Annotated in this window: 14 protein-coding genes and 1 pseudogene; 5 read left to right on the forward strand and 10 right to left on the reverse strand. The window is 71.2% G+C overall.

From position 1 onward, the window contains the following. Positions 1-54: 54 nt before the first annotated feature. The 4 genes from AC07DF_RS31565 (at position 55) to AC07DF_RS31580 (ending at position 4801) form a co-directional block, all read left to right on the forward strand. Positions 55-1311, forward strand: coding sequence for a citrate synthase (locus AC07DF_RS31565; RefSeq protein WP_478979027.1), 1257 nt, complete (start codon positions 55-57; stop codon positions 1309-1311). Between the two features lie 53 nt (positions 1312-1364). Further along, positions 1365-2309, forward strand: a complete 945-nt coding sequence (locus tag AC07DF_RS31570; RefSeq protein WP_478979030.1) for a sucrase ferredoxin — start codon at positions 1365-1367, stop codon at positions 2307-2309. 141 nt (positions 2310-2450) lie between these two features. Continuing rightward, positions 2451-4121, forward strand: coding sequence for an ATP-binding protein (locus tag AC07DF_RS31575; RefSeq protein ID WP_478979033.1), 1671 nt, complete (start codon positions 2451-2453; stop codon positions 4119-4121). After that, positions 4121-4801, forward strand: a complete 681-nt coding sequence (locus AC07DF_RS31580; RefSeq protein WP_478979036.1) for a response regulator — start codon at positions 4121-4123, stop codon at positions 4799-4801. Before AC07DF_RS31575 ends, AC07DF_RS31580 begins: the two co-directional genes overlap by 1 nt. Positions 4802-4832: 31 nt before the next feature. Here AC07DF_RS31580 and AC07DF_RS31585 read toward each other — a convergent pair whose 3' ends face one another. The 4 genes and pseudogenes from AC07DF_RS31585 to AC07DF_RS31600 form a co-directional block, all read right to left on the reverse strand. Then, positions 4833-6425, reverse strand: coding sequence for a solute symporter family protein (locus AC07DF_RS31585; RefSeq protein WP_478979039.1), 1593 nt, complete (start codon positions 6423-6425; stop codon positions 4833-4835). Further along, the gene (locus tag AC07DF_RS31590; protein WP_478979042.1) at positions 6422-6991 is read right to left on the reverse strand and encodes a DUF485 domain-containing protein; all 570 of its coding nucleotides are present in this window, start codon (positions 6989-6991) and stop codon (positions 6422-6424) included. The genes AC07DF_RS31585 and AC07DF_RS31590 overlap by 4 nt, the downstream gene beginning before the upstream one ends. A gap of 69 nt (positions 6992-7060) precedes the next feature. Continuing rightward, positions 7061-7284 (reverse strand): annotated as a pseudogene (locus AC07DF_RS31595) (DNA-binding response regulator); the annotation flags it as partial. Positions 7285-7541: 257 nt separating this feature from the next. After that, the gene (locus tag AC07DF_RS31600; RefSeq protein ID WP_478979045.1) at positions 7542-9665 is read right to left on the reverse strand and encodes a DNA gyrase/topoisomerase IV subunit B; all 2124 of its coding nucleotides are present in this window, start codon (positions 9663-9665) and stop codon (positions 7542-7544) included. 441 nt (positions 9666-10106) lie between these two features. Here AC07DF_RS31600 and AC07DF_RS31605 point away from each other — a divergent pair, with 441 nt between their 5' ends. Beyond that, positions 10107-10337, forward strand: coding sequence for a DUF7455 domain-containing protein (locus AC07DF_RS31605; protein ID WP_184589764.1), 231 nt, complete (start codon positions 10107-10109; stop codon positions 10335-10337). A 133-nt stretch (positions 10338-10470) separates the two neighbouring features. Here the strand turns inward: AC07DF_RS31605 and AC07DF_RS31610 are convergent, their stop codons facing one another. The 6 genes from AC07DF_RS31610 to AC07DF_RS31635 form a co-directional block, all read right to left on the reverse strand. Next, positions 10471-11307, reverse strand: a complete 837-nt coding sequence (locus AC07DF_RS31610; RefSeq protein WP_478979048.1) for a S1 family serine peptidase — start codon at positions 11305-11307, stop codon at positions 10471-10473. Positions 11308-11456: 149 nt separating this feature from the next. Further along, positions 11457-12998, reverse strand: a complete 1542-nt coding sequence (locus AC07DF_RS31615) for an RNA polymerase sigma factor (protein ID WP_478979051.1) — start codon at positions 12996-12998, stop codon at positions 11457-11459. A 430-nt stretch (positions 12999-13428) separates the two neighbouring features. Next, positions 13429-14316: a FadR/GntR family transcriptional regulator gene (locus tag AC07DF_RS31620; protein ID WP_478979054.1), complete on the reverse strand. Its 888-nt coding sequence runs from the start codon at positions 14314-14316 to the stop codon at positions 13429-13431. Positions 14317-14477: 161 nt separating this feature from the next. Then, positions 14478-16967 (reverse strand): ABC transporter ATP-binding protein, encoded by a 2490-nt coding sequence (locus AC07DF_RS31625; protein WP_478979057.1) that lies wholly within the window; start codon positions 16965-16967, stop codon positions 14478-14480. Positions 16968-17068: 101 nt separating this feature from the next. Beyond that, positions 17069-17827: an NUDIX hydrolase gene (locus AC07DF_RS31630; RefSeq protein WP_184589838.1), complete on the reverse strand. Its 759-nt coding sequence runs from the start codon at positions 17825-17827 to the stop codon at positions 17069-17071. Between the two features lie 142 nt (positions 17828-17969). Next, the gene (locus tag AC07DF_RS31635) at positions 17970-19889 is read right to left on the reverse strand and encodes a glycogen debranching N-terminal domain-containing protein (protein ID WP_478979061.1); all 1920 of its coding nucleotides are present in this window, start codon (positions 19887-19889) and stop codon (positions 17970-17972) included. Between the last annotated feature and the right edge of the window lie 46 nt (positions 19890-19935).

Below are 19935 nucleotides of genomic sequence, written 5' to 3' on the forward strand. Positions count from 1 at the left end.
TTGATTCAGTCAATACATCAGTCAATGGGCTGCTAGGCGGATACGGTGACCCCCATGCGCGATCAAGAACCCGCCCCCCGCGACGCGGACAGGCGCCTGAGCACCAAGGAGGCCGCCGAGCTGCTCGGCGTGAAGCCGGAGACCGTGTACGCGTATGTGAGCCGCGGCCAGCTCAGCAGCCGGCGGGTCAGCGGCGGCCGGGGCAGCACCTTCGACGCCCGTGAGGTCGAGGCGCTCGCCCGGCGCAACAGGCGGGAGGGGGCGGGCAGTTCCGGATCGGGCGGCGAGCTGTCCGTACGCACCCGCATCACGCTCATCGAGAGCGACCGCTACTACTACCGCGGTGTCGACGCGGTGGACCTGGCCGCACGGCACACCTACGAGGAGGTCGCCGAGTGGCTGTGGACCGGCCGGATGCACCCGGGTGGCACCTTCACCGCGCCTTACGCCTCCGTCGCCGTGGCCCGCCGCGCCGTCGACGCCCTGCCCGAACACGCCGCGCCCACCGATTCGCTGCGCGTCGCCACGATCGCCGCCGCGACCGCCGACCCGCTGCGGTTCGACCTGTCCGAGGAGGCCGTGCTCGGCACGGCGCGCACGCTCATTCCCACGCTCGTCGCCGCTCTGCCACCCGTGAGACACGACCGCCGCGGCGAGGGCCCGCTGGCCCACCGCCTGTGGACCCGGCTGACCGGACGCGACGCCGACGAGGCATCGCTGCGCGCCCTGGACACCGCTCTCGCCCTGCTCGTCGACCACGACCTGGCCGCGTCCACGCTCGCCGTGCGCGTCGCCGCGTCGGCCCGCGCCCACGCCTACGCTGCGGTGTCCGCGGGGCTGGGCGTGCTCGAGGGCCCGCTGCACGGCGCGGCCAGCGGGCTCGCCCACCGGCTGCTCCTCGATGTCCTCGACCAGGGCGACGCGGCGCCCGTGATCGCGGACGAACTGCGCGCCGGCCGCCGCATCCCGGGGCTCGGCCACCGGCTCTACCCCGGCGAGGACCCACGCGCGCGTGCCCTCTTCGCCCTCCTGGAACAGATCCCGCGCGCGGAGCCCGCCCTGCTCGCGGCCCGCGACATCGTCGAGACCACCGCCCGCCACGCCCCGCTGCACGCCAACGTCGACCTGGCACTCGCCGTGCTCACGACGTCGTGCGGCATGCCCTCGACCGCGGGCGAGACGATCTTCGCCGTGGCCCGTACGGCGGGCTGGATCGCTCACGCCCTGGAGGAGTACGGCGAACGCCCCCTGCGCATGCGCCCGAGCGGCCTCTACGCGGGTCCGAAGCCGCCTCGGCCACTGCCGGAGTAGGGGAGGGCGGACCCGGGCGTCGCCGCGAGCGAACTCAGGTTAGGCTCACCTGTGTGAGTACGTGCACGAGCGTCTCCCGGGACTTCGACGAGCCCGTTTCGGCAACCGCGGCCACCGCGAGGACCTGGCTGCTGCTGGAACAGCCCGGTCCGTGGGGTGCCAAGGCGCTCACCTCGAGCCACCTGGACCCCGTGCTGGGCCGTGCCCTGGAGGCGGCCGCCAAGGACACGGGCGTGCGGATCGCGCTCATCCGCCGCCCCGGGCGCCACGCGGACCGCCGTATGCCCGCCTCGCGCCGGGTGTACGCGGCCCACACCGTCCCGGGAAACGTCTGGCTGCACGGCGCCACCACCTCGGACCCGGAGCAGCTGCTCGATCTCGACTTCGCCGCGCTCGGCCGGGGCGACCACCACGCGTTCGACGCGGTGCTCGGCGGCCGGCCCCACGACGGTGATCCGCTCGCGCTCGTCTGCACCAACGGCAAGCGGGACCGCTGCTGCGCCCTCCTGGGCCGGCCTCTGGCGGCCGAGCTCGCCACGTCGGGCGTCGAGGGCGTCTGGGAGGTCACCCATCTGGGTGGTCACCGCTTTTCCCCGACCGTGCTCGTGCTGCCGTACGGATACGCGTACGGCCGGGCCGAGGCCCACACCCTCAAAGAGGTCCTGCACGGCGCCGGGGAGGGGCGGATCGTCGTGGAGGGCTGCCGGGGCAGCTCGGCCTGGGAACGGCCCGGTCAGGCGGCCGAGCTCGCCGTGCGCACCGCGACCGGCGAGTATGCCGCGGAGGCGCTGAGCGTCGTACGGACGGCGGGCGCGGCCCCGCGCTGGGAGGTGACCGTCGCCCACACCGACGGACGCCGCTGGCAGGTCGAGGTGGCCCAGGGCGCGGCTCTGCCGCCCCGCCCGGAGAGCTGCGGGGCGTCCGTCCTCGGTTCGCCCGCGCGGATGGACGTCGTGGCGGTGCACGAACTGAGGGTGACGACGGCGCTCGCGAGCTGATCGGCCGACCTCCGGGGCGGGGCGGTTCCTCGTCAAGCATTGATGCCACCTCTCGCCCGACGCCGCCGTCACAAGCATTGATCAAGAGATCCACGCCACACCAGTTACGGCAGGTAGGCAGCCGCACGTACCGTCTTGGGTATGAGCCCCACTCCCCCCGCACGCCGCCTGCGCCTCGGCCTCCCACGGCGGGTGTTCTCGCAGGTGCTGCTGATGCAGGTGGCGATCGCCGCGGGAGTCGCGGTCCTCGCGACCGGGCTGTTCCTCGCGCCTCTGAGCAACCAGCTGGACGACCAGGCGATGCGCCGCGCGCTCGCGATCGCGCAGACGACCGCAGAGCAGCCGGATCTCGCACAGGACCTGAGGGAGACCCCTCCGTCCCCGAACGGCCCGGTGCAGCAGGAGGCGGAGCGAATCCGCAAGGCCACCCAGGCCGAGTACATCGTGGTGATGGACTGGCGCGGTGTGCGCTGGTCGCACCCCGACACGCAGCAGATCGGCGGCATCGTCTCGACCGACCCCGGCCAGGCCCTGGCCGGCAAGGAGGTCATGGAGATCGACAGCGGCACCCTGGGCCGCTCCGCCCGGGGCAAGGTGCCGCTGCGCGACAGCGGCGGCTCCGTCGTCGGCGCCGTCTCGGTCGGCATCGCCTACGACAGCGTCCGGGCCCGGCTGATCCACGCGATCCCGGGGCTGCTCGCGTACGCCGGCGGTGCCCTGGCCGTCGGTGCGCTGGCCGCGTGGCTCATCTCCCGGCGGGTCCACAGGCAGACCCGCGACCTGGCCTTCTCCGACATCGCGGCCCTCCTGTCGGAACGCGAGGCGATGCTGCACGGCATCCGGGAGGGCGTCGTCGCCCTGGACCGCACCGGCCGCATCCGTCTCCTCAACGACGAGGCGCAGCGGCTGCTGAGCATCGGCGACGCGGCGGTGGGGAGCTCCCCCGACGAGGCGCTGGGCGCGGGCCGCACGGCCGATGTGCTGGCCGGACGCGTGACCGGCACGGACCTGCTCACCGTGCGCGGTCAGCGCGTTCTGGTCGCCAACCGCATGCCCACCGACGACGGCGGCGCCGTGGCCACCCTGCGCGACCGCACCGAGCTGGAGCAACTGGGCCGCGAACTCGACTCCACCCGTGGTCTGATCGACGCCCTGCGCGCCCAGGACCACGAACACGCCAACCGTATGCACACGCTCCTGGGGCTGCTGGAACTGGAGATGTACGACGACGCCGTCGAGTTCGTCGGCGAAGTCGTCGGTGACCACCGGGCCACCGCGGAGCAGGTCACCGAGCGGATCGAAGACCCGCTGCTCGCCGCGCTCCTGGTGGGCAAGGCGACCGTGGCGGCCGAGCGGGGCGTCGCCCTGGGGGTGTCGGACCGGACCCGGCTGCCCGACCGGCTGATCGACCCCCAGGGGCTCGTGACGGTCGTCGGCAACCTGGTGGACAACGCCCTCGACGCCGTGGCGGGCAAGCCGCATGCGCGCGTGGAGGTCGAGTTGCGCGCCGAAGGACGTACGGCGATCCTCCGGGTGCGCGACACGGGCCCGGGCATCCCGCCGGAGCACCGGGAGTTGATCTTCACCGCCGGATGGTCTACGAAGAAGCCGCCGGCGCACCGCGAGCGGGGCATCGGCCTCTCCCTGGTGCGCAGGCTCGCCGAGCGGCAGGGGGGCAGCGCGACCGTCGACGAGGCGTACGGCGGGGGCGCGGAGTTCACGGTCGTCCTGCCCGAAGCGCTCGCCGAGCCGGGCCCCGAACCGGCTCTGACCGTGCCGTCAGCTCCGCAGACCGCCAAGAAGGAGTCGTGATGATCGAGGTCCTGGTCGTGGACGACGACACCAGAGTCGCACGGGTCAACGCCGCCTACGTCGAGAAGGTGCCGGGCTTCCACGTCGCCGGCGAGGCCCACAGCGCCGCCGAGGCGCTGCTCCAGCTGGAGACGCTGCCCCGGCTGGACCTGGTGCTCCTGGACCATTACCTGCCCGACGAGACGGGGCTGCAGGTCGTCCAGGAGATGCGGCGGCGCGGCCACCAGACCGACGTGATCATGGTGACGGCGGCCCGGGACGTGTCCACCGTGCAGGCGGCGATGCGGCAGGGCGCGCTGCAGTACCTGGTCAAGCCGTTCGCCTTCGCCGGCCTGCGCGCCAAGCTGGAGGCGTACGCGGAGCTGCGCCGCACCCTCGACGGCGGCGGGGAGGCCGAGCAGGCCGAGGTGGACCGCATCTTCGGGGCGCTGTCGACCCCGTCGGAGCCCGATCTGCCCAAAGGGCACTCCCCCACCACCGCGGAGCTGGTCCGCCAGTCCCTGATGCACGCCGACGGGCCCCTGTCGGCCCAGGAGATCGCCGAACGCACCGGGGTGAGCCGCCAGACCGCCCAGCGCTATCTGAAGCTCCTGGAGCGCACGGGGCGGGCCAGACTGACCCTCAAGTACGGGGACGCGGGCCGCCCGGAACACCGCTACGTGTGGGCGACCCGCGCCTAGCCCGAAGATCCGCCCGGGGAGGGCACGGGCCCTACGCCGCTCCCGCCCCGGTCAGCGACCGCACCTCGGTCTCCGCGTGCTTGGCCTCGTCCGGGACGTCCGCCGAGGTGACCGTGCCCAGCCAGCCCGCGAGGAAGCCCAGCGGGATCGAGACCAGGCCCGGGTTCTGCAACGGGAAGTACTGGAGGTCGGCGCCCGGGAACAGCGAGTCAGGGCTGCCCGAGACCACGGGTGACAGCACCACGAGCACGACGGCCGGAACGAGACCGCCGTAGACGGCCCACACGGCGCCACGCGTCGTGAAGCCGCGCCAGAACAGGGAGTAGAGCAGCACCGGGAGGTTCGCCGACGCGGCGACGGCGAAGGCGAGACCCACCAGGAACGCCACGTTGAGATCCCGCGCCAGCAGGCTGAGGGCGATCGCCACCACCCCCACTCCGACGGCCGCGACGCGGGCCACCGCGACCTCGCTGCGCGGCTTGCCGCCCCGGCGCCGCAAGGACGCGTACAGGTCGTGGGCCACCGAGGCCGAGGACGCGAGCGTGATCCCGGCGACCACGGCGAGGATGGTGGCGAACGCGACGGCGGCGACGATCGCGAAGAGAACTGTTCCTCCCGTGGACCCGGCACCGCCCCCCAGATCGAGCGCCAGCAGCGGAACCGCCGTGTTCCCGGCCGCGTTCGACCCGCGTACGGCGTCCGGCCCCACGAGGGCGGCGGCGCCGAAGCCGAGCACGATCGTCATCAGGTAGAAGCCGCCGATGAGTCCGACGGCCCAGACGACCGAGCGGCGTGCGGCGCGCGCGGTGGGGACGGTGTAGAAGCGGGACAGGATGTGCGGCAGCCCGGCCGTACCCAGTACCAGGGCCAGTCCCAGGCTGATGAAGTCGAAGCGAGCGGTCCAGTCCCCGCCGTACTTCAGCCCGGGCGCCAGGAACGCCTCCCCGTGACCGCTGCGCTCGGCCGCCGTGAGCAGCAGCCGGTCCAGGTCGCCGTGGAAGCGCATCAGGACGAGGACCGTGAGCGCGATGGTGCCGCCGAGCAGCAGAACGGCCTTGACGATCTGAATCCACGTGGTCGCCCGCATCCCTCCCAACGACACATAGATCACCATGAGCGCGCCCACGCCGATGACCGTCCATGCCCGCGCCGCCTCGCTCGTACCTCCCAGCAGCAGCGCCACCAGGCTGCCCGCGCCGACCATCTGCGCAACCAGGTACAGAACGGACACGGTGACCGAGGAGGTTCCCGCCGCGATCCGCACCGGCCGCTCCCTCATCCGCGCCGCCACGACGTCGGCGAGTGTGAACCGGCCGCAGTTGCGCACGAGTTCGGCGACGAGGAACAGCACCACCAGCCAGGCCACGAGGAACCCGACGACATACAGCAGCCCGTCGTAGCCGAACAGCGCGATGAGCCCGGTGACCCCCAGGAAGGAGGCGGCCGACATGTAGTCGCCGGCGAGGGCAAAACCATTCTCCATCGGTGAGAAGAGCCGCCCGCCCGCGTAGAACTCCTCTGCCGAACCGCGCCGTTTACGGCTCACCCACGTCGTGATCGCCAGCGTGACCGCGACGAACGCGCTGAACAGCAGCAGCGCCAGCGTCTGATGTTCACCCGTCACGAGACACCGCCGTTCGCTCCGCGCGTCAGTTCCTGTGTGTCCCAGCGCAGTTCGAGCGCCGCCCGGTCCCTGCGCAGCCGCGCGTGCCGGGCATACGCCCAGGTGAGCAGGAACGTGGTCAGGAACTGCCCGAGCCCCGCGGCCATCGCCACGTTCACCGCTCCGGCCACGGGCCGGGCCATCAGCTCCGGCGGCGCGGTCGTGGCAGCCACGACGTAGCCCAGGTACCAGGCGAAGAAGGCCACGAAGGCCGGCACCACGAACCTCCGGTACCTCCGCCGCACCTCCTGAAAGGCCGCACTGCGCTGCACTTCCAGGTACACCTCGGCCGGCGCGGGCCCGGTCTCGCTCTCGCCTTCCCTTCGCGCCGACGGCACCCCCGTCTGAGCGGGCACCCCGGCACCGGCCGACTCGCCCCAGCCGGAGGCAAGGGCGTCGTACCAGGGGTCGTCGTACCTGAGATGCCCGGCCTCTTCGGCCGGGACCGGGTCCTGAGCGTCGAGAGGCTCGACCCAACTTTCCTGACCGGCCCCGCTTCCGCGGGGACGGCCCTTGCTTGGCTGCATGCCCAAGGATGGACAGAACGGGAAGATCCCCGACTCTTCTTCCCTTTCCGCTTCACCCCTTCAGGTGACTCAACCCGCTGGTGGCCGCACGAGACCCTTTCCAGGGGCGTAACGCACCGCCTGGGGACGGTCCTTGATCCCTGCCTTGGCGAAGAGGCTCTTGGTGTGGGTCTTCACGGTCTCAGCTCCGCCAGGCGTAGCCGTCTCTGGATGCTCGGCGAGAGCCCCGCATCCCCGGACAGCACACTGTGCGCGGCCCGCACGATCTCGTCTCCGCCCGCATCCTTCGTGAGAGCCACCAGCGGCGCTCGCCGTCGATCCGGCTTGCGCGGAGCTGACAGGCGCTCACCACTACGGCACCGGCCGCGATCATCAACGCGTCCACCCGGGTGGATCCCGGCCCGGGCACCTCTCCACCCACGGGTGGAGAGACACTTCGGGCAAGGCCGGGGTCATGTCCGGACGCCCCATGCGCGCTGCTCGCCGGTCACCGACGCCCTGGCCCTGCCCGGCTACCGTCGGGCACGGCGGCCGCGGCCCGGCGCGGCGGCTACGCGTCGATCCGCGACCGGTCCAGCGTCGCCGCCGAGTTGGAGATGAACTCCTTGCGCGGCGCGACGTCGTTGCCCATCAGCAGGTCGAAAACCTGCTCGGCTGCCTCCAGGTCGGAGAGGTTGATCCGGCGCAGAGTGCGGTGGCGCGGGTCCATGGTCGTCTCGGCCAGCTGGTCGGCATCCATCTCGCCGAGACCCTTGTAGCGCTGGATCGAGTCCTTGTAGCGGATGCCCTTGCTCTGGAACTCCATGAGCTTGTCGCGCAGTTCCCGGTCCGAGTACGTGTAGACGTACTTGTCCTGGCCCTTCTTCGGCTGGACGATCTCGATGCGGTGCAGCGGCGGCACCGCCGCGAAGACCCGGCCGGCCTCGACCATGGGCCGCATGTAGCGGTGGAACAGGGTCAGGAGCAGGGTGCGGATGTGCGAGCCGTCGACATCGGCGTCGGTCATCATGATGATCTTGCCGTAGCGAGCCGTGTCGATGTCGAAGGTCCGGCCCGATCCGGCTCCTATGACCTGGATGATCGCGCCGCACTCGGCGTTCTTCAGCATGTCGGTCACGGACGACTTCTGGACGTTGAGGATCTTGCCCCGGATCGGCAGCAGTGCCTGGAACTCGGAGTTCCGGGCGAGCTTCGCCGTACCGAGCGCGGAGTCACCCTCGACGATGAACAGTTCACTGCGGTCGACGTCGTCGCTGCGGCAGTCGGCGAGCTTGGCCGGCAGCGAGGAGGACTCGAGGGCCGTCTTACGGCGCTGCGCGTCCTTGTGCTGCCGGGCGGCGATGCGCGTACGGGCCGCGGCGACGGCCTTCTCCAGCACGACACGGGCCTGCTGTGCGGCGTCCCGCTTCGTGGAGGTCAGGAACGCCTTGAGCTCCTTGGTGACCACGTTGTTCACGATCCGGCGGGCCGCCGAGGTGCCGAGCACCTCCTTGGTCTGGCCCTCGAACTGGGGCTCGGCGAGACGCACGGTGACGACCGCGGTGAGGCCTTCCAGAGCGTCGTCCTTGACGATGTCGTCCTCGGCGACGCGCAGGAGCTTCTTGGTGCGCAGCACCTCGTTCATCGTCTTGGCGACGGCCTGCTCGAAACCGGCGACGTGCGTACCGCCCTTGGGGGTGGCGATGATGTTCACGAACGACTTGAGCGTCGTGTCGTAACCCGTGCCCCAGCGCAGCGCGACGTCGACGCCGAGTTCGCGAGTGACCTCGGTGGGCGTCATCTGGCCGTGGTCGTCGAGGACGGGGACCGTCTCCTTGAAGATGCCCTGTCCGGAGAAGCGGAGGACGTCGCAGACCGGCTTGTCGTTCGCCAGGTACTCGCAGAACTCGCTGATTCCGCCGTCGAAGCGGAAGGACTCCTCGCCCTTGCTGCCGCCCTCGCCGAGCCCGTACTCGTCGCGCACGACGATGGTCAGGCCGGGCACCAGGAACGCGGTCTGGCGGGCCCGCTGGTGCAGCGTCTCCAGGGCGAGCTTGGCGTCCTTGAGGAAGATCTGGCGATCGGCCCAGTACCTCACGCGCGTACCGGTGCGGCTCTTCGGGATCTTCTTGGCCTTGCGCAGCCCGCCCTTGGCCTCGAACTTGGCGTCCGGGCCGTTCCCGGCGAAAGCGCCCGGGACGCCGCGCCGGAAGCTGATGGCGTGGGTGTGCCCGCCGCGGTCCACCTCGATGTCCAGGCGGGCGGAAAGGGCGTTCACCACGGAGGCGCCGACGCCGTGCAGGCCGCCGGAGGCGGCGTAGGAACCGCCGCCGAACTTGCCGCCGGCGTGCAGCTTGGTCATGACGACCTCGACACCGGAGAGTCCGGTCTTGGGCTCGACGTCGACCGGGATACCCCGGCCGTTGTCCCGGACCTCGACGGACCCGTCGTCCTGGAGGATGACCTCGATGTGGTCGCAGTAGCCACCCAGGGCCTCGTCGACGGAGTTGTCGATGATCTCCCAGAGGCAGTGCATGAGACCGCGGCTGTCGGTCGACCCGATGTACATGCCCGGGCGCTTGCGCACGGCCTCGAGCCCCTCAAGGACGAGCAGGTGCCGCGCGGTGTAGTTGGAACCGTCCCGGTCTGCTCCTGCCAGCAGAGCTGTGGACGGCACGGACGTTTCGGCGGTCACGCGGTTCGCTCCTCGCTGAATTTCAGATGGGGCCCTCGTGGGTAAGGGCGCGGCTTCAGTCACCGGTGAGAGGGTACCGAGGCCTGGTAGAGCCGATGTAACGCCACCCTCGTCAGAGACTCAGACTAGTCCAGGCTCGCATGCGTGTTCGATCCCTCGATGGAGTGAAGTACACATCACGTTCCCTTCCAGGCATGAACCATTTAGGCTCCGGGCACGTCCTCATGAACAACCGGCAACCCAGCCGGGAGGACCGACCACCGAAACAACGCGAAGCCCCGTAAGACACATAGACACGCAATACGGCACATTCGCCGCCAACCGGCAGCAGACAGCCGCCTCGCAAGATTTTTTCGAGGAAAAGCCACGAGCGGGAACGTTTTATGGCTGGTTGGATGTTGACCCTGGTACGACAGCTCGTCGAGCTAGAGAAGAGGCGACGTGACTACTGTTCTGACCCCCGCGAGCCCGTTGACGGCCGCTGATCGCTGCGACCGCTGCGGCGCCCAGGCGTACCTGCGCGTCGTCTTGCTCAGCGGCGGAGAACTGCTCTTCTGCGCCCACCACGGCCGCAAGTTCGAGCCGGAACTCAAGAAGATCGCCGCTGAGATACAGGACGAGACGGAGCGGCTCACGACCGTTCCCGCGACCGCCTCCGAAGAAGAGCGCTGAGACCTCGCGTCCGACGACGAGCCAGCCCGGCACAGGCCGGTGAACGGGCGGCTGCCTCTGGAGAGCAGAGGCAGCCGCCCGTCCTCGTCCCCACAAGCCCGCCCAGGCTCCGCCGGACGCCCTTCGAGCCCTCTCACCTTCGTGCCCAGCCGAGCGTCCGCATGATGTCGGACACACGCATGTACACCCCGGGACTGCCGGCCCGCCCGCAGCCGATCCCCCAGGACACGAGCCCGATCAACCGCCCCTTGGCCACCAGCGGCCCCCCGCTGTCGCCCTGGCAGGCGTCCCGGCCTCCCTCCCGCTCCCCGGCGCACAGCATGCTCTCCGCTTCGTACGTGCCGTCGGATCCGCCCGGATAGGCGTCCTCGCAGCGCTCATCCGAGAGCACACGCACCCGCGCGGCGCGCAGACTGTTCGGGTACTCGCCCACGCCGGAGATGTCGCCCCACCCGTACACCGTCGCGACCCCACCCACTGCGTACGCGGGATCACCGTCGGCCGCCATACCGATGACCGAGCCGGCGGGCAGAGGTTCGGCCAGGGTGAGTACGGCGTAGTCCCCGAAGTTGCTGACACCGTCGTACGCAGGGTTCACCCAGGATCGCCGCACGGCGATCTCCCGGCCGCTGCGGTCCGAGAGCAGGTCCGTGCGTCCCGCTATGACCTTGAGGTCCCGCACACGCTCCGGCGCTACGCCCAGGACCTCCTTGTCCAGACAGTGGGCCGCGGTGAGCACCGTGCTGCGACCGACCACCACGCCGCCACAGAACTGCCCCGCACGCGTACCCCCGAACCGGTCACGGCTGGACAGGGCGACCGTCCACGGACTCTCGGACACATCGACCGGGTAACCACCTATGACCACGCTGTCGGCGGCCACAGGGGCGCTGGAGGCCACTGATATGGCGGATGCCGCGGCCGCCAGGACCAGCGGTCGGGCCAAGGCCCGGGCAAGGCGACGACGCATACGCACTCCTCACTCCATGCTGTTCACTGAACACCAAGAGTGATTCACCCGGCGCCGCGCCGCACCCGCGGAGAGACACGGAGAGACACGGCACGGCGAAGGCCCGGTCCCCTGAGGGAACCGGGCCTTCCGCGTCGTACGACCTGCGACTAGTCGAGGTAGTCGCGCAGCACCTGCGAACGGGACGGGTGGCGCAGCTTCGACATGGTCTTGGACTCGATCTGGCGGATCCGCTCGCGCGTGACGCCGTAGACCTTGCCGATCTCGTCGAGGGTCTTCGGCTGACCGTCGGTGAGACCGAAGCGCATGGAGACGACGCCCGCCTCGCGTTCGGAGAGCGTGTCGAGCACGGAGTGCAGCTGCTCCTGCAGGAGCGTGAAGCTGACCGCGTCGGCCGGGACGACGGCCTCGGAGTCCTCGATGAGGTCACCGAACTCGCTGTCGCCGTCCTCGCCCAGCGGGGTGTGCAGGGAGATGGGCTCGCGGCCGTACTTCTGGACCTCGATGACCTTCTCGGGGGTCATGTCGAGTTCCTTGGCCAGCTCCTCCGGGGTGGGCTCGCGACCCAGGTCCTGGAGCATCTGACGCTGCACACGCGCCAGCTTGTTGATGACCTCGACCATGTGCACCGGGATACGGATGGTGCGGGCCTGGTCGGCCATGGCGCGGGTGATCGCCTGACGGATCCACCAGGTGGCGTACGTGGAGAACTTGTAGCCCTTGGTGTAGTCGAACTTCTCGACCGCGCGGATCAGACCGAGGTTGCCCTCCTGGATCAGGTCCAGGAAGAGCATGCCGCGGCCGGTGTAACGCTTGGCCAGGGAGACCACCAGACGGAGGTTGGCCTCCAGCAGGTGGTTCTTGGCGCGGCGGCCGTCCTCGGCGATGATCTCCAGCTCGCGCTTGAGCTTGGGGGCGAGCTTGTCCGCGTTGGCCAGCTTGTCCTCGGCGAACAGACCAGCCTCGATGCGCTTGGCGAGCTCGACCTCCTGCTCGGCGTTGAGCAGGGGGACCTTGCCGATCTGCTTGAGGTAGTCCTTGACCGGGTCGGCGGTGGCGCCGGCGGCCGCGACCTGCTGGGCGGGCGCGTCGTCCTCGTCCTCGTCGGACAGCACGAAGCCCGCGTTCTCCGGCGTGCCCTCGGGCTCCTCGCCGGGCTTGCCGGGGGCTGCTTCCTCGAGCACCTCCTCTTCGAGGAGTTCGGCGTCGTCCTTCTTGGCGCTGGTCTTCTTGGCCGCCGTCTTCTTGGCGACGGTCTTCTTCGCGGCCGCCTTCTTGGCGGTCGTCTTCTTGGCGGCCGCCTTCTTGGCGGGCGTCTCTTCCTCGACGGCGGGCTCGGCGGCGGGCGCCGCCGGCGTGGCGGAGGCGGTGGCCTTCCTGGTGGTCACCGCCTTGGCCGCGACCGCCTTGGTGGCGGTGCGCTTGGCGGGACTCTTCGCTGCGACGCTCTTTCGGGTGCGCTTGGGCTCTGCGGCACTGACCATCAGCGTCACACCCTCTTCCTCGAGGATCTGGTTGAGGCTGCGCAGTACGTTCTTCCACTGAGTGGCCGGAATCTGGTCAGCTTCGAAGGCCCGACGCACGTCATCGCCGGCGATCTGCCCCTCAGCCTTTCCCCGCTCAATGAGCGCCATGACAGAGACGGACTCGGCGATCTCCGGCGGGAGCGTACGGGATGTGCTGGCCGACACGAACAACCTCTCGGAACGTTGGAAAACGGCTTCCGGCCCCGTCCACAGGGGACAGGAGCCGACCGCCGGCTTGGGGATGTGGGCCGACGGCGCGGGCGGGGGCCGGGAAGATGCACAGCGCCGTGAACGGCGTCCGTATTCCCTCCGCGGCTGTCACCTCTTAGGTCATCGCGTTCTTCCCGCGAGCGTTACGCCCAATCCGCGTGGCCCGAGTCACACCCCGTAAGCGAATAAAAACGGTCAGATACGGATAGAGGCTGTCACTCCTGGACGTGACTTTACCGCTGCGGCGGATGGGCGGCCCCCTTCAGGCCGTCGGACCCCGCGGGATCGCGAAGATCCCGCGGGGTCCGACGGGAGGCGGTTCACCGATCGGGCGCTGCCACAGGAGGGGGGTGGCACACCCGGCCGCGCCGCCCGCGGAACGCGGTCAGTGCTCGCGCGGGGCGGGCACTACCCGTTCCACCTCGGGGTGGACCGTGAGGAGTTGGCGCATCGCCGCCTCGGCCGCGGCTCCGTCACCGGCGCCGAGGGCGTCACAGATGCGGCCGTGGTGCGCCAGCGACGTCTCGTTCGGCCGGTCACAGCCCGTGACCGGACCGCCCGAGACCTGGAGGGCCGCGGACACGATCCCCGAGAGGTGCTCCAGCATGCGGTTGCCCGCGACCTGGATGAGCAGCGAGTGAAACTCGGAGTCGGCGCGGGAGAACGTGAGCGCATCACCCTGGGCCATCGCGTGCCCCATGATCTCGACCATGTCGACCAGGCGCTGCTGGACGTCCTCGCGCCCGTGGCCGGCGGCGAGGCGGGCGGCGAGCGGCTCGATCGTCCAGCGCAGCTCGCTCAGCTCGCGGCGCTGGTCGTCGCGCTGCGGCCCGAAGGCCCGCCACTCGATGATGTCCGGGTCCAGGAGGTTCCAGTCGCTCACCGGGCGCACGCGCGTGCCGACGTTCGGGCGGGCGCTCACCAGGCCCTTGGCCTCCAGGACGCGGAGGGACTCGCGGACGACGGTGCGGGAGACCTCGAAGCGCTGGCCGATCTCCTCGGGCACCAGCGGGCGGTCGGCGCCCAGGTCGCCGGAGACGATCATCTGTCCCAGTTGCTGAACGAGTTGTCCGTGCAGCCCGCGTCCGCGGCTGCCCGCGGCACGTCGGCCCACACGGCCCAGCTCGGGGTCCGCGCCGTCCCAGGCAGAGACCCCGACGCGGTCGACGGCGGGCGTCTCGGCGTACGGGTAGCGGTCGAGTTCGCCCGGGCTCGCGAGGCCGGAGTCAGCGGAGCGGGCGGCGGTCATCATGGTGTGCGCAAGGGTACTCACGCATCCTTTGTCGGCGCCGTCTTCAACTCCCTTGAGGTCTTTGGTGAAAAGCACACGAAAGGGTGATCGCTCACCCCGTCGCAATTGACGCCTTATCGGAAAGAAATGGGCGTTCTGCGGGGAGTTGTGCGCATGGCTGAACGGGGGGTTACGGACAGTCGTCACCGGAATCTGCTCCGCAGGGTGGTGAGCAGGTACGCGCAGAGCAGCGCGGCCAGCGACAACGTCATTGCGCCGCCGACGGGTTGGGACAGCACTCCGAGCGCGGCCTCCAGGTAACGCTCTCCTCCGAAGGGCCACCGCGGTACGAGGACCTCTCGCAGCCGCATGGGCAGCCCGGCCGCGGTTCGAACGGACGGTCCGTCCAGGACCTTGTGCACGACAGGTACGACGAGAAGGGGCACGGCGGCCACCGCGGCGAGCCCGGCCGTGGTGGACCGGAAGACCCCTGCGGCCAGAACGCCGGCCCAGGCACAGCCGATGACGAGGCCGACCCAACTCGCACTCAGCGGCAGCCAGTCGGCGGGAACCTGCGCGAGCTCCCGTCCGTAGACGAGATAGAGCACCTCGGCGTCGCAGCCGACGGTGAGGACCGCCAGCGCCAGGGCGGTGGCCGAGGCGACGAGCAGTTTGGCGGCCAGCAGCCCCAGTCGGCGGGGCACGGTGCCGCGGTCAGCGGCCAGGGCAGGGTGACGGAACTCGTCGCCGAAGGCCAGCGCGCCGAGCAGTCCCGCGCCGAGCGCCGCGGGCGGCAGGGGCAGCTCCCGCGGCCAGGCGGCCAGCAGGCGCGGCTGCGGGGTGTGCCCGATGCGGGCGAGCACGACGGCGGTCACGGCGGACACGGCTAGCACAACGGCCCCGGTGAGAAAGCCGGTGCCGATCCCGGTGGCACGGCGGATCTCGTAGCGGAGGGGACGGAGCGGGCTCGGGGCGGGACGGACGGAGATGGGAGGCGGCAGAGGAGGCAGTGCGTCGATGCTGCGAGCCATGCCACGGGCTTCGACGGCGTGCGGCGCAGGGGTCGTCTCCCCCTGGGGAGGGGCGGCTGCGTTGCTCGTACGACCCGCCGCGGGTGTGTCGGGGCGCTCACGAGGCTCGGCGACGGGCTGCGCCTGGCCGGAGGCGGGCAGCGGCGCGTCGGCGGCTGGTTCCGGTGGGTCAGCGGTCGGCAGCGGTTCGAGGGTGGGTCGCAGCTCACAGGAGGGCGTCCTCGTCTCCTCCTGAGGGGGGACGACGGCATTGCCCGGGTGGTCGGCCGGGGGCGCGTCCGGGCACTCGTCAGGGTCGACGGCGGGCTGCGCATGATCGGAGGCGGGCAGCGGCTTGACTGTGGCTGGTGCCGGTTGGTCAGCAGCAGGCATCAGCTCGATGGTGGGGAGCGGCTCAGGGGCGGTGGCCACCGTGTCCGATGTGGTCGGCGCCGACTCGTCGAAGGAGGGCTCCGGCTCAACGGCCAGGGGCGCGGCGGTTGGCCAGAGGGCGTTGGTGAGGCGCCTCGGCTGGGCAGGGACTCGCTCCGGCTCGGCACTGGCTCCCTCCAGCTCGACGCTGTCGTGGCCCTGCTCGGCGCTGTCGTGATGCTGCTCGGCGCTGTCGTGATGCTGTCCAACGCTGTCGTGATCGCGCCCGACGCTGCCATGATCCGGCTCGTCGGCGGAGTTTCGCCCCGTGTCACCCCGCTGCCGCTCGTCCGCCGGCTGCCCCGATTCGGCCAGGGCCCCAGCCGGCTCACGGTGCGGCTCACCCGGCTGCGCAGCGCCCGCACCGGGGCCCATGTCTCCGATCTCGTCGGCGAGTTGGTGGACGACGATGCCGTGGCGGAACGCGGTCTCCCCGACGTCCGCGCAGGTACTGCCGTACACGGAGAGGCGGTTGTTGCCCTCTCGTACGACTTCGACGGAGCGCTGCGCGGTGCGGGCCTGCTTGGCCAGGAGAGCAGCCAGACGGGCCGCGTGCGGGCTGCGTACGGCCACTCGGGGACGTAGGCGGGTGCGCGAGAACTCCGTGGCCTCCTGGTCGGCCACGAGCCTGCCCTGCTCCAGTGTGACGACGCGGTCGGCGGTGCGCGCGGCCTCCTTGGGGTCGGCCGTGGTGAACAGGACCGTGCCGCCGTGGCCGGCGTGTGCCCGGAGCATGCCGTGCAGCCAGTTGCCCTCGCGGACGGAGAGCCCGTCGGCCGGGTCGTCGAGGACGAGCGTGTGCGGGTCGGCCAGGAGGACGCAGGCCAGGCCGAGGCGTCGGTCCATGCCCCGCGACAGGGCGCCGAGGCGTTCGTCGCGCAGACTCACGAGCCCGACCGCCTCGAGGACTTCGTCCGCGCGCCGGACCGGAACCCCCGCGGCGGCACACAGCATGCGCAGATGGCCACGGACCGTGCGGGCCGGGTGCCCCGGCACGTCGCCCAGCAGCACGCCGACCTCGCGCGAGGGATGGGCGATGCGGTGCAGGGGGCGGCCCCGGAAGTAGGTGATGCCACGACCCTGTTGGAGCTCGAGCATGAGCCTGAGTACCGTCGTCTTTCCGGCGCCCGGTGCTCCGAGCAGCGCGGTGACGCGGCCCGCTCGCGCCTCGAAGGAGACGTCGTCGGCCGCGGGCGGAAGCTCTTTGCGAGGGTTGCTGGTCAGTCCGAAGGCCTGGATCACTCGCAGCAAGATAGCGCGCTATGTCCGTTTTTTCGGGCAGCGCAAGGCCGTCTCCAGTAGGGCAATCACCCTTGTCAGGGCTGCGGGCGGGTCATGTTCCAGGCCCGGCGTCACACCTCGGGGCGCAGCATCGGAGGGTTGAGCAGCGTCGCGCCACCTGCCCGGAAGAGCTGTGCCGGGCGGCCGCCCTGGCGGGTGGTCGTCCCGCCGGTGGGGACCAGGAAGCCCGGGGTGCCCGTGACCTTGCGGTGGAAGTTGCGCGGGTCGAGCGCCACCCCCCACACCGCCTCGTAGACACGCCGCAGCTCACCGACCGTGAACTCGGGCGGGCAGAAGGCTGTGGCCAGCGACGAGTACTCGATCTTGGATCGTGCTCGTTCCACTCCGTCCGCCAGAATCTGCGCGTGGTCGAAGGCGAGCGGGGCGACCGGCTCGGCGTCTCGCCCGTAACCGCCCTGCTGCAGCAGTTCCTCGACCGGAGCCCAGCGGGCGTTGCTGGCGTCGCCGCCCGCCCTGGGCGCGGGCAGGTCGGGAGCCAGAGCGAGGTGGGCGACGCTCACGACCCGCATCCTGGGGTCCCGCTTGGGGTCGCCGTAGGTGGCGAGCTGCTCCAGATGTGCGCCGTTGTCCTGGGCGGGTACGGCCGGGTCGTGGACGCGCAGCCCCGTCTCCTCGGCCAGCTCACGCGCGGCGGCCTGTGCCAGGTCCTCGTCGGCCCGTACGAAACCGCCGGGAAGCGCCCAACGTCCCTGGAACGGTGGTTCGCCCCTCCGTACCGCCAGCGCGCACAGGGCATGGCGACGCACGGTCAGTACGACCAGGTCCACGGTGACGGCGAAGGGCGGAAACGCTGACGGGTCGTAGGGCATGCGGCGATCATAGTCGTCTGCCTGACGATAAACACTCCCTTCGCGGCTCGCATCGCTTACTGATCCACTACTGATCCACTTCGGTCGGTTATGGGCTTCACTGTCGATTCCCGGTGATCCGGCGGTGATCCGTCGTGGCAGGTCAAGCCCCCAGCTGCAGTCCGTCGGCCGCCTCCTCGACCATGGCGAGGCCGAGCCGGCTGACCCGTACGGAGAACGGGGCGCCCACCACGCGCAGGCCGGTGAAGCCGACCTCGCCCAGGGGTGCGCAGCGCACGGGGCGCAGGGTGACGGTCCCGGCCGGGGCGTCGGGACGAATGCCGGCGAGTGTGGTGAGGAGGAGGACTCCGGCAGCCGCCGGGGTGGCCGCGGGGCGGCAGGCCGCCGGGTGCGGGAGGGGGGCGCTTCCCTCCGTACGCTGTTCCCCCGCATACATCTCGGGCAGGCGATGTGTGAAGGTCTCGGCGGCCTCGAGTACGCCGCGCAGCAACGAGCTCGCCTCCTTCTCGTAGCCTGCGGCGGCCAGACCGGCGACGGCGAGTGCCGTCTCCTGGATCCGTACGGCCCCGGCGCGGTGGCCGAACGGGTTGAATCCTGGTTCCTTCGCGCCCAGTCCACGCAGGCCCCAGCCCGAGTCCATGACGGGGCTGCCGAGCAGCCGGGCGAGCTTCTCCGTCTGGACCTTGTCGAGCAGACCGGGTGCCACCGCGCCCCCGCCCAGCAGGCCGGTGTCGAGAAGGTGGACGGCGGCAGCGCCCAGGTGAGGCACGGGCCTGCCGTCCGGGGCACGGGCTGCCGCGGGCCGTCCGCCCCCGCGGTCGTCGAGCCAGAAGTCCTCCCGGAACGCGGGACGTAAGGTCTGCGCCCACTCCCGGAGTGCCGCTCCGCCGGACCGGCCGCAGGCGTCGAGCAGATCGGCACCGAGCAGTGCGGCACGGTGGGCGTGGGCCTGTGTCTCGCAGCGGACGGGTCCGCCAGGGTGTGGGTCGCGCAAGTACGCGTCGTCTCCCACGGTGGTCCGCAGCCAGGTCAGGCAGCGCTCGGCGGCGGGCAGCAGTTCCTCCGTCTCCTGCTCGCCGAGCCCCCAGCGTCGGGCTTCTGCGAGCAGTACGGGGAAGAGCAGCGTTGCCTCCGTACCGGTGCACTGCGGCGGAAGGTACGGCCCGGCATCCCGTCTCGGGCCGGGGATCATCCCGGACTGCGCGCCCGGGCCGGTGAGTTGGGTCCGGGCGAGGATCCGCAGCGTCCCCGCTGCCAGACCGGTACCGAGCGGCAGGGCCATCCGGGCAGCGACGAGCGCATCGGCTGGTGCCAGACCGCAGCGCCAGGGCGCCCCGCCCGCGAGATGGGTGTCGGCGGGGTTGGCGGAGTCACGCAGCAAGAGGGCCTGGAGGTCCTCGATGCTCGTCCGCAAGAGGGCGGAGACTCTGGGGTCGTCGCCTTCCGCACACGCCGCGGCCAGGGGGCTGGTCGCGGCTCGGCCCACAGCTCGGAGAGGCCCCGCACCGTCCGGCCGCACCCGCAGTTCCACACTTCTGCTTCCGCCCGGCGGCAGGTCGAGCTCCCACCGCAGCAGCCCGGCCGAGGCCAGGGCGTCCGAGGGGGGCGGTTCGGCCGTCACGGACGCGTTGCCGGTGAGGCAGGACCAGCGCAGGCCGGAGCCGTGCACGCTGGCGGGGAGTTCGGGTCCCGCGGTGCCCGAGGCGATCGAACCGAGGTCGGCCAGGTCCGTGCCCAGGACCACCTCGACCGGCAGGCGCATCGGGCGGGGAGCCGCGCTGTGCAGGGTGATCCGCTCCGTGCCGTCCGCGAAACGGTTGCGTTCCACGATGACGTCCGGGTCCGGGCCGGCCTGCGGGGACATGCGGAGCGTGCCCACGAACCTGGCGCGGTCGGCCGAGGCCATGCGGGCCTGCACCGCGAGGGGTTCCCGTCCGCCCACTCGGATCTCGCACCGGGAGAGCACGCGCCGGCCGCCGCGATAGAACCCTTGCAGCCCCCGGCCGGTCATCTGCCCTTCCTCCGTCGAGATGGCCAGGCCGGGAAGAGCGACACAGATCATCGCGGTGTGGGCGGGCGGCAAATCTGCGGACCAGCGCAGGCCCGGG

This window comes from Streptomyces sp. NPDC044719, assembly GCF_056433405.1.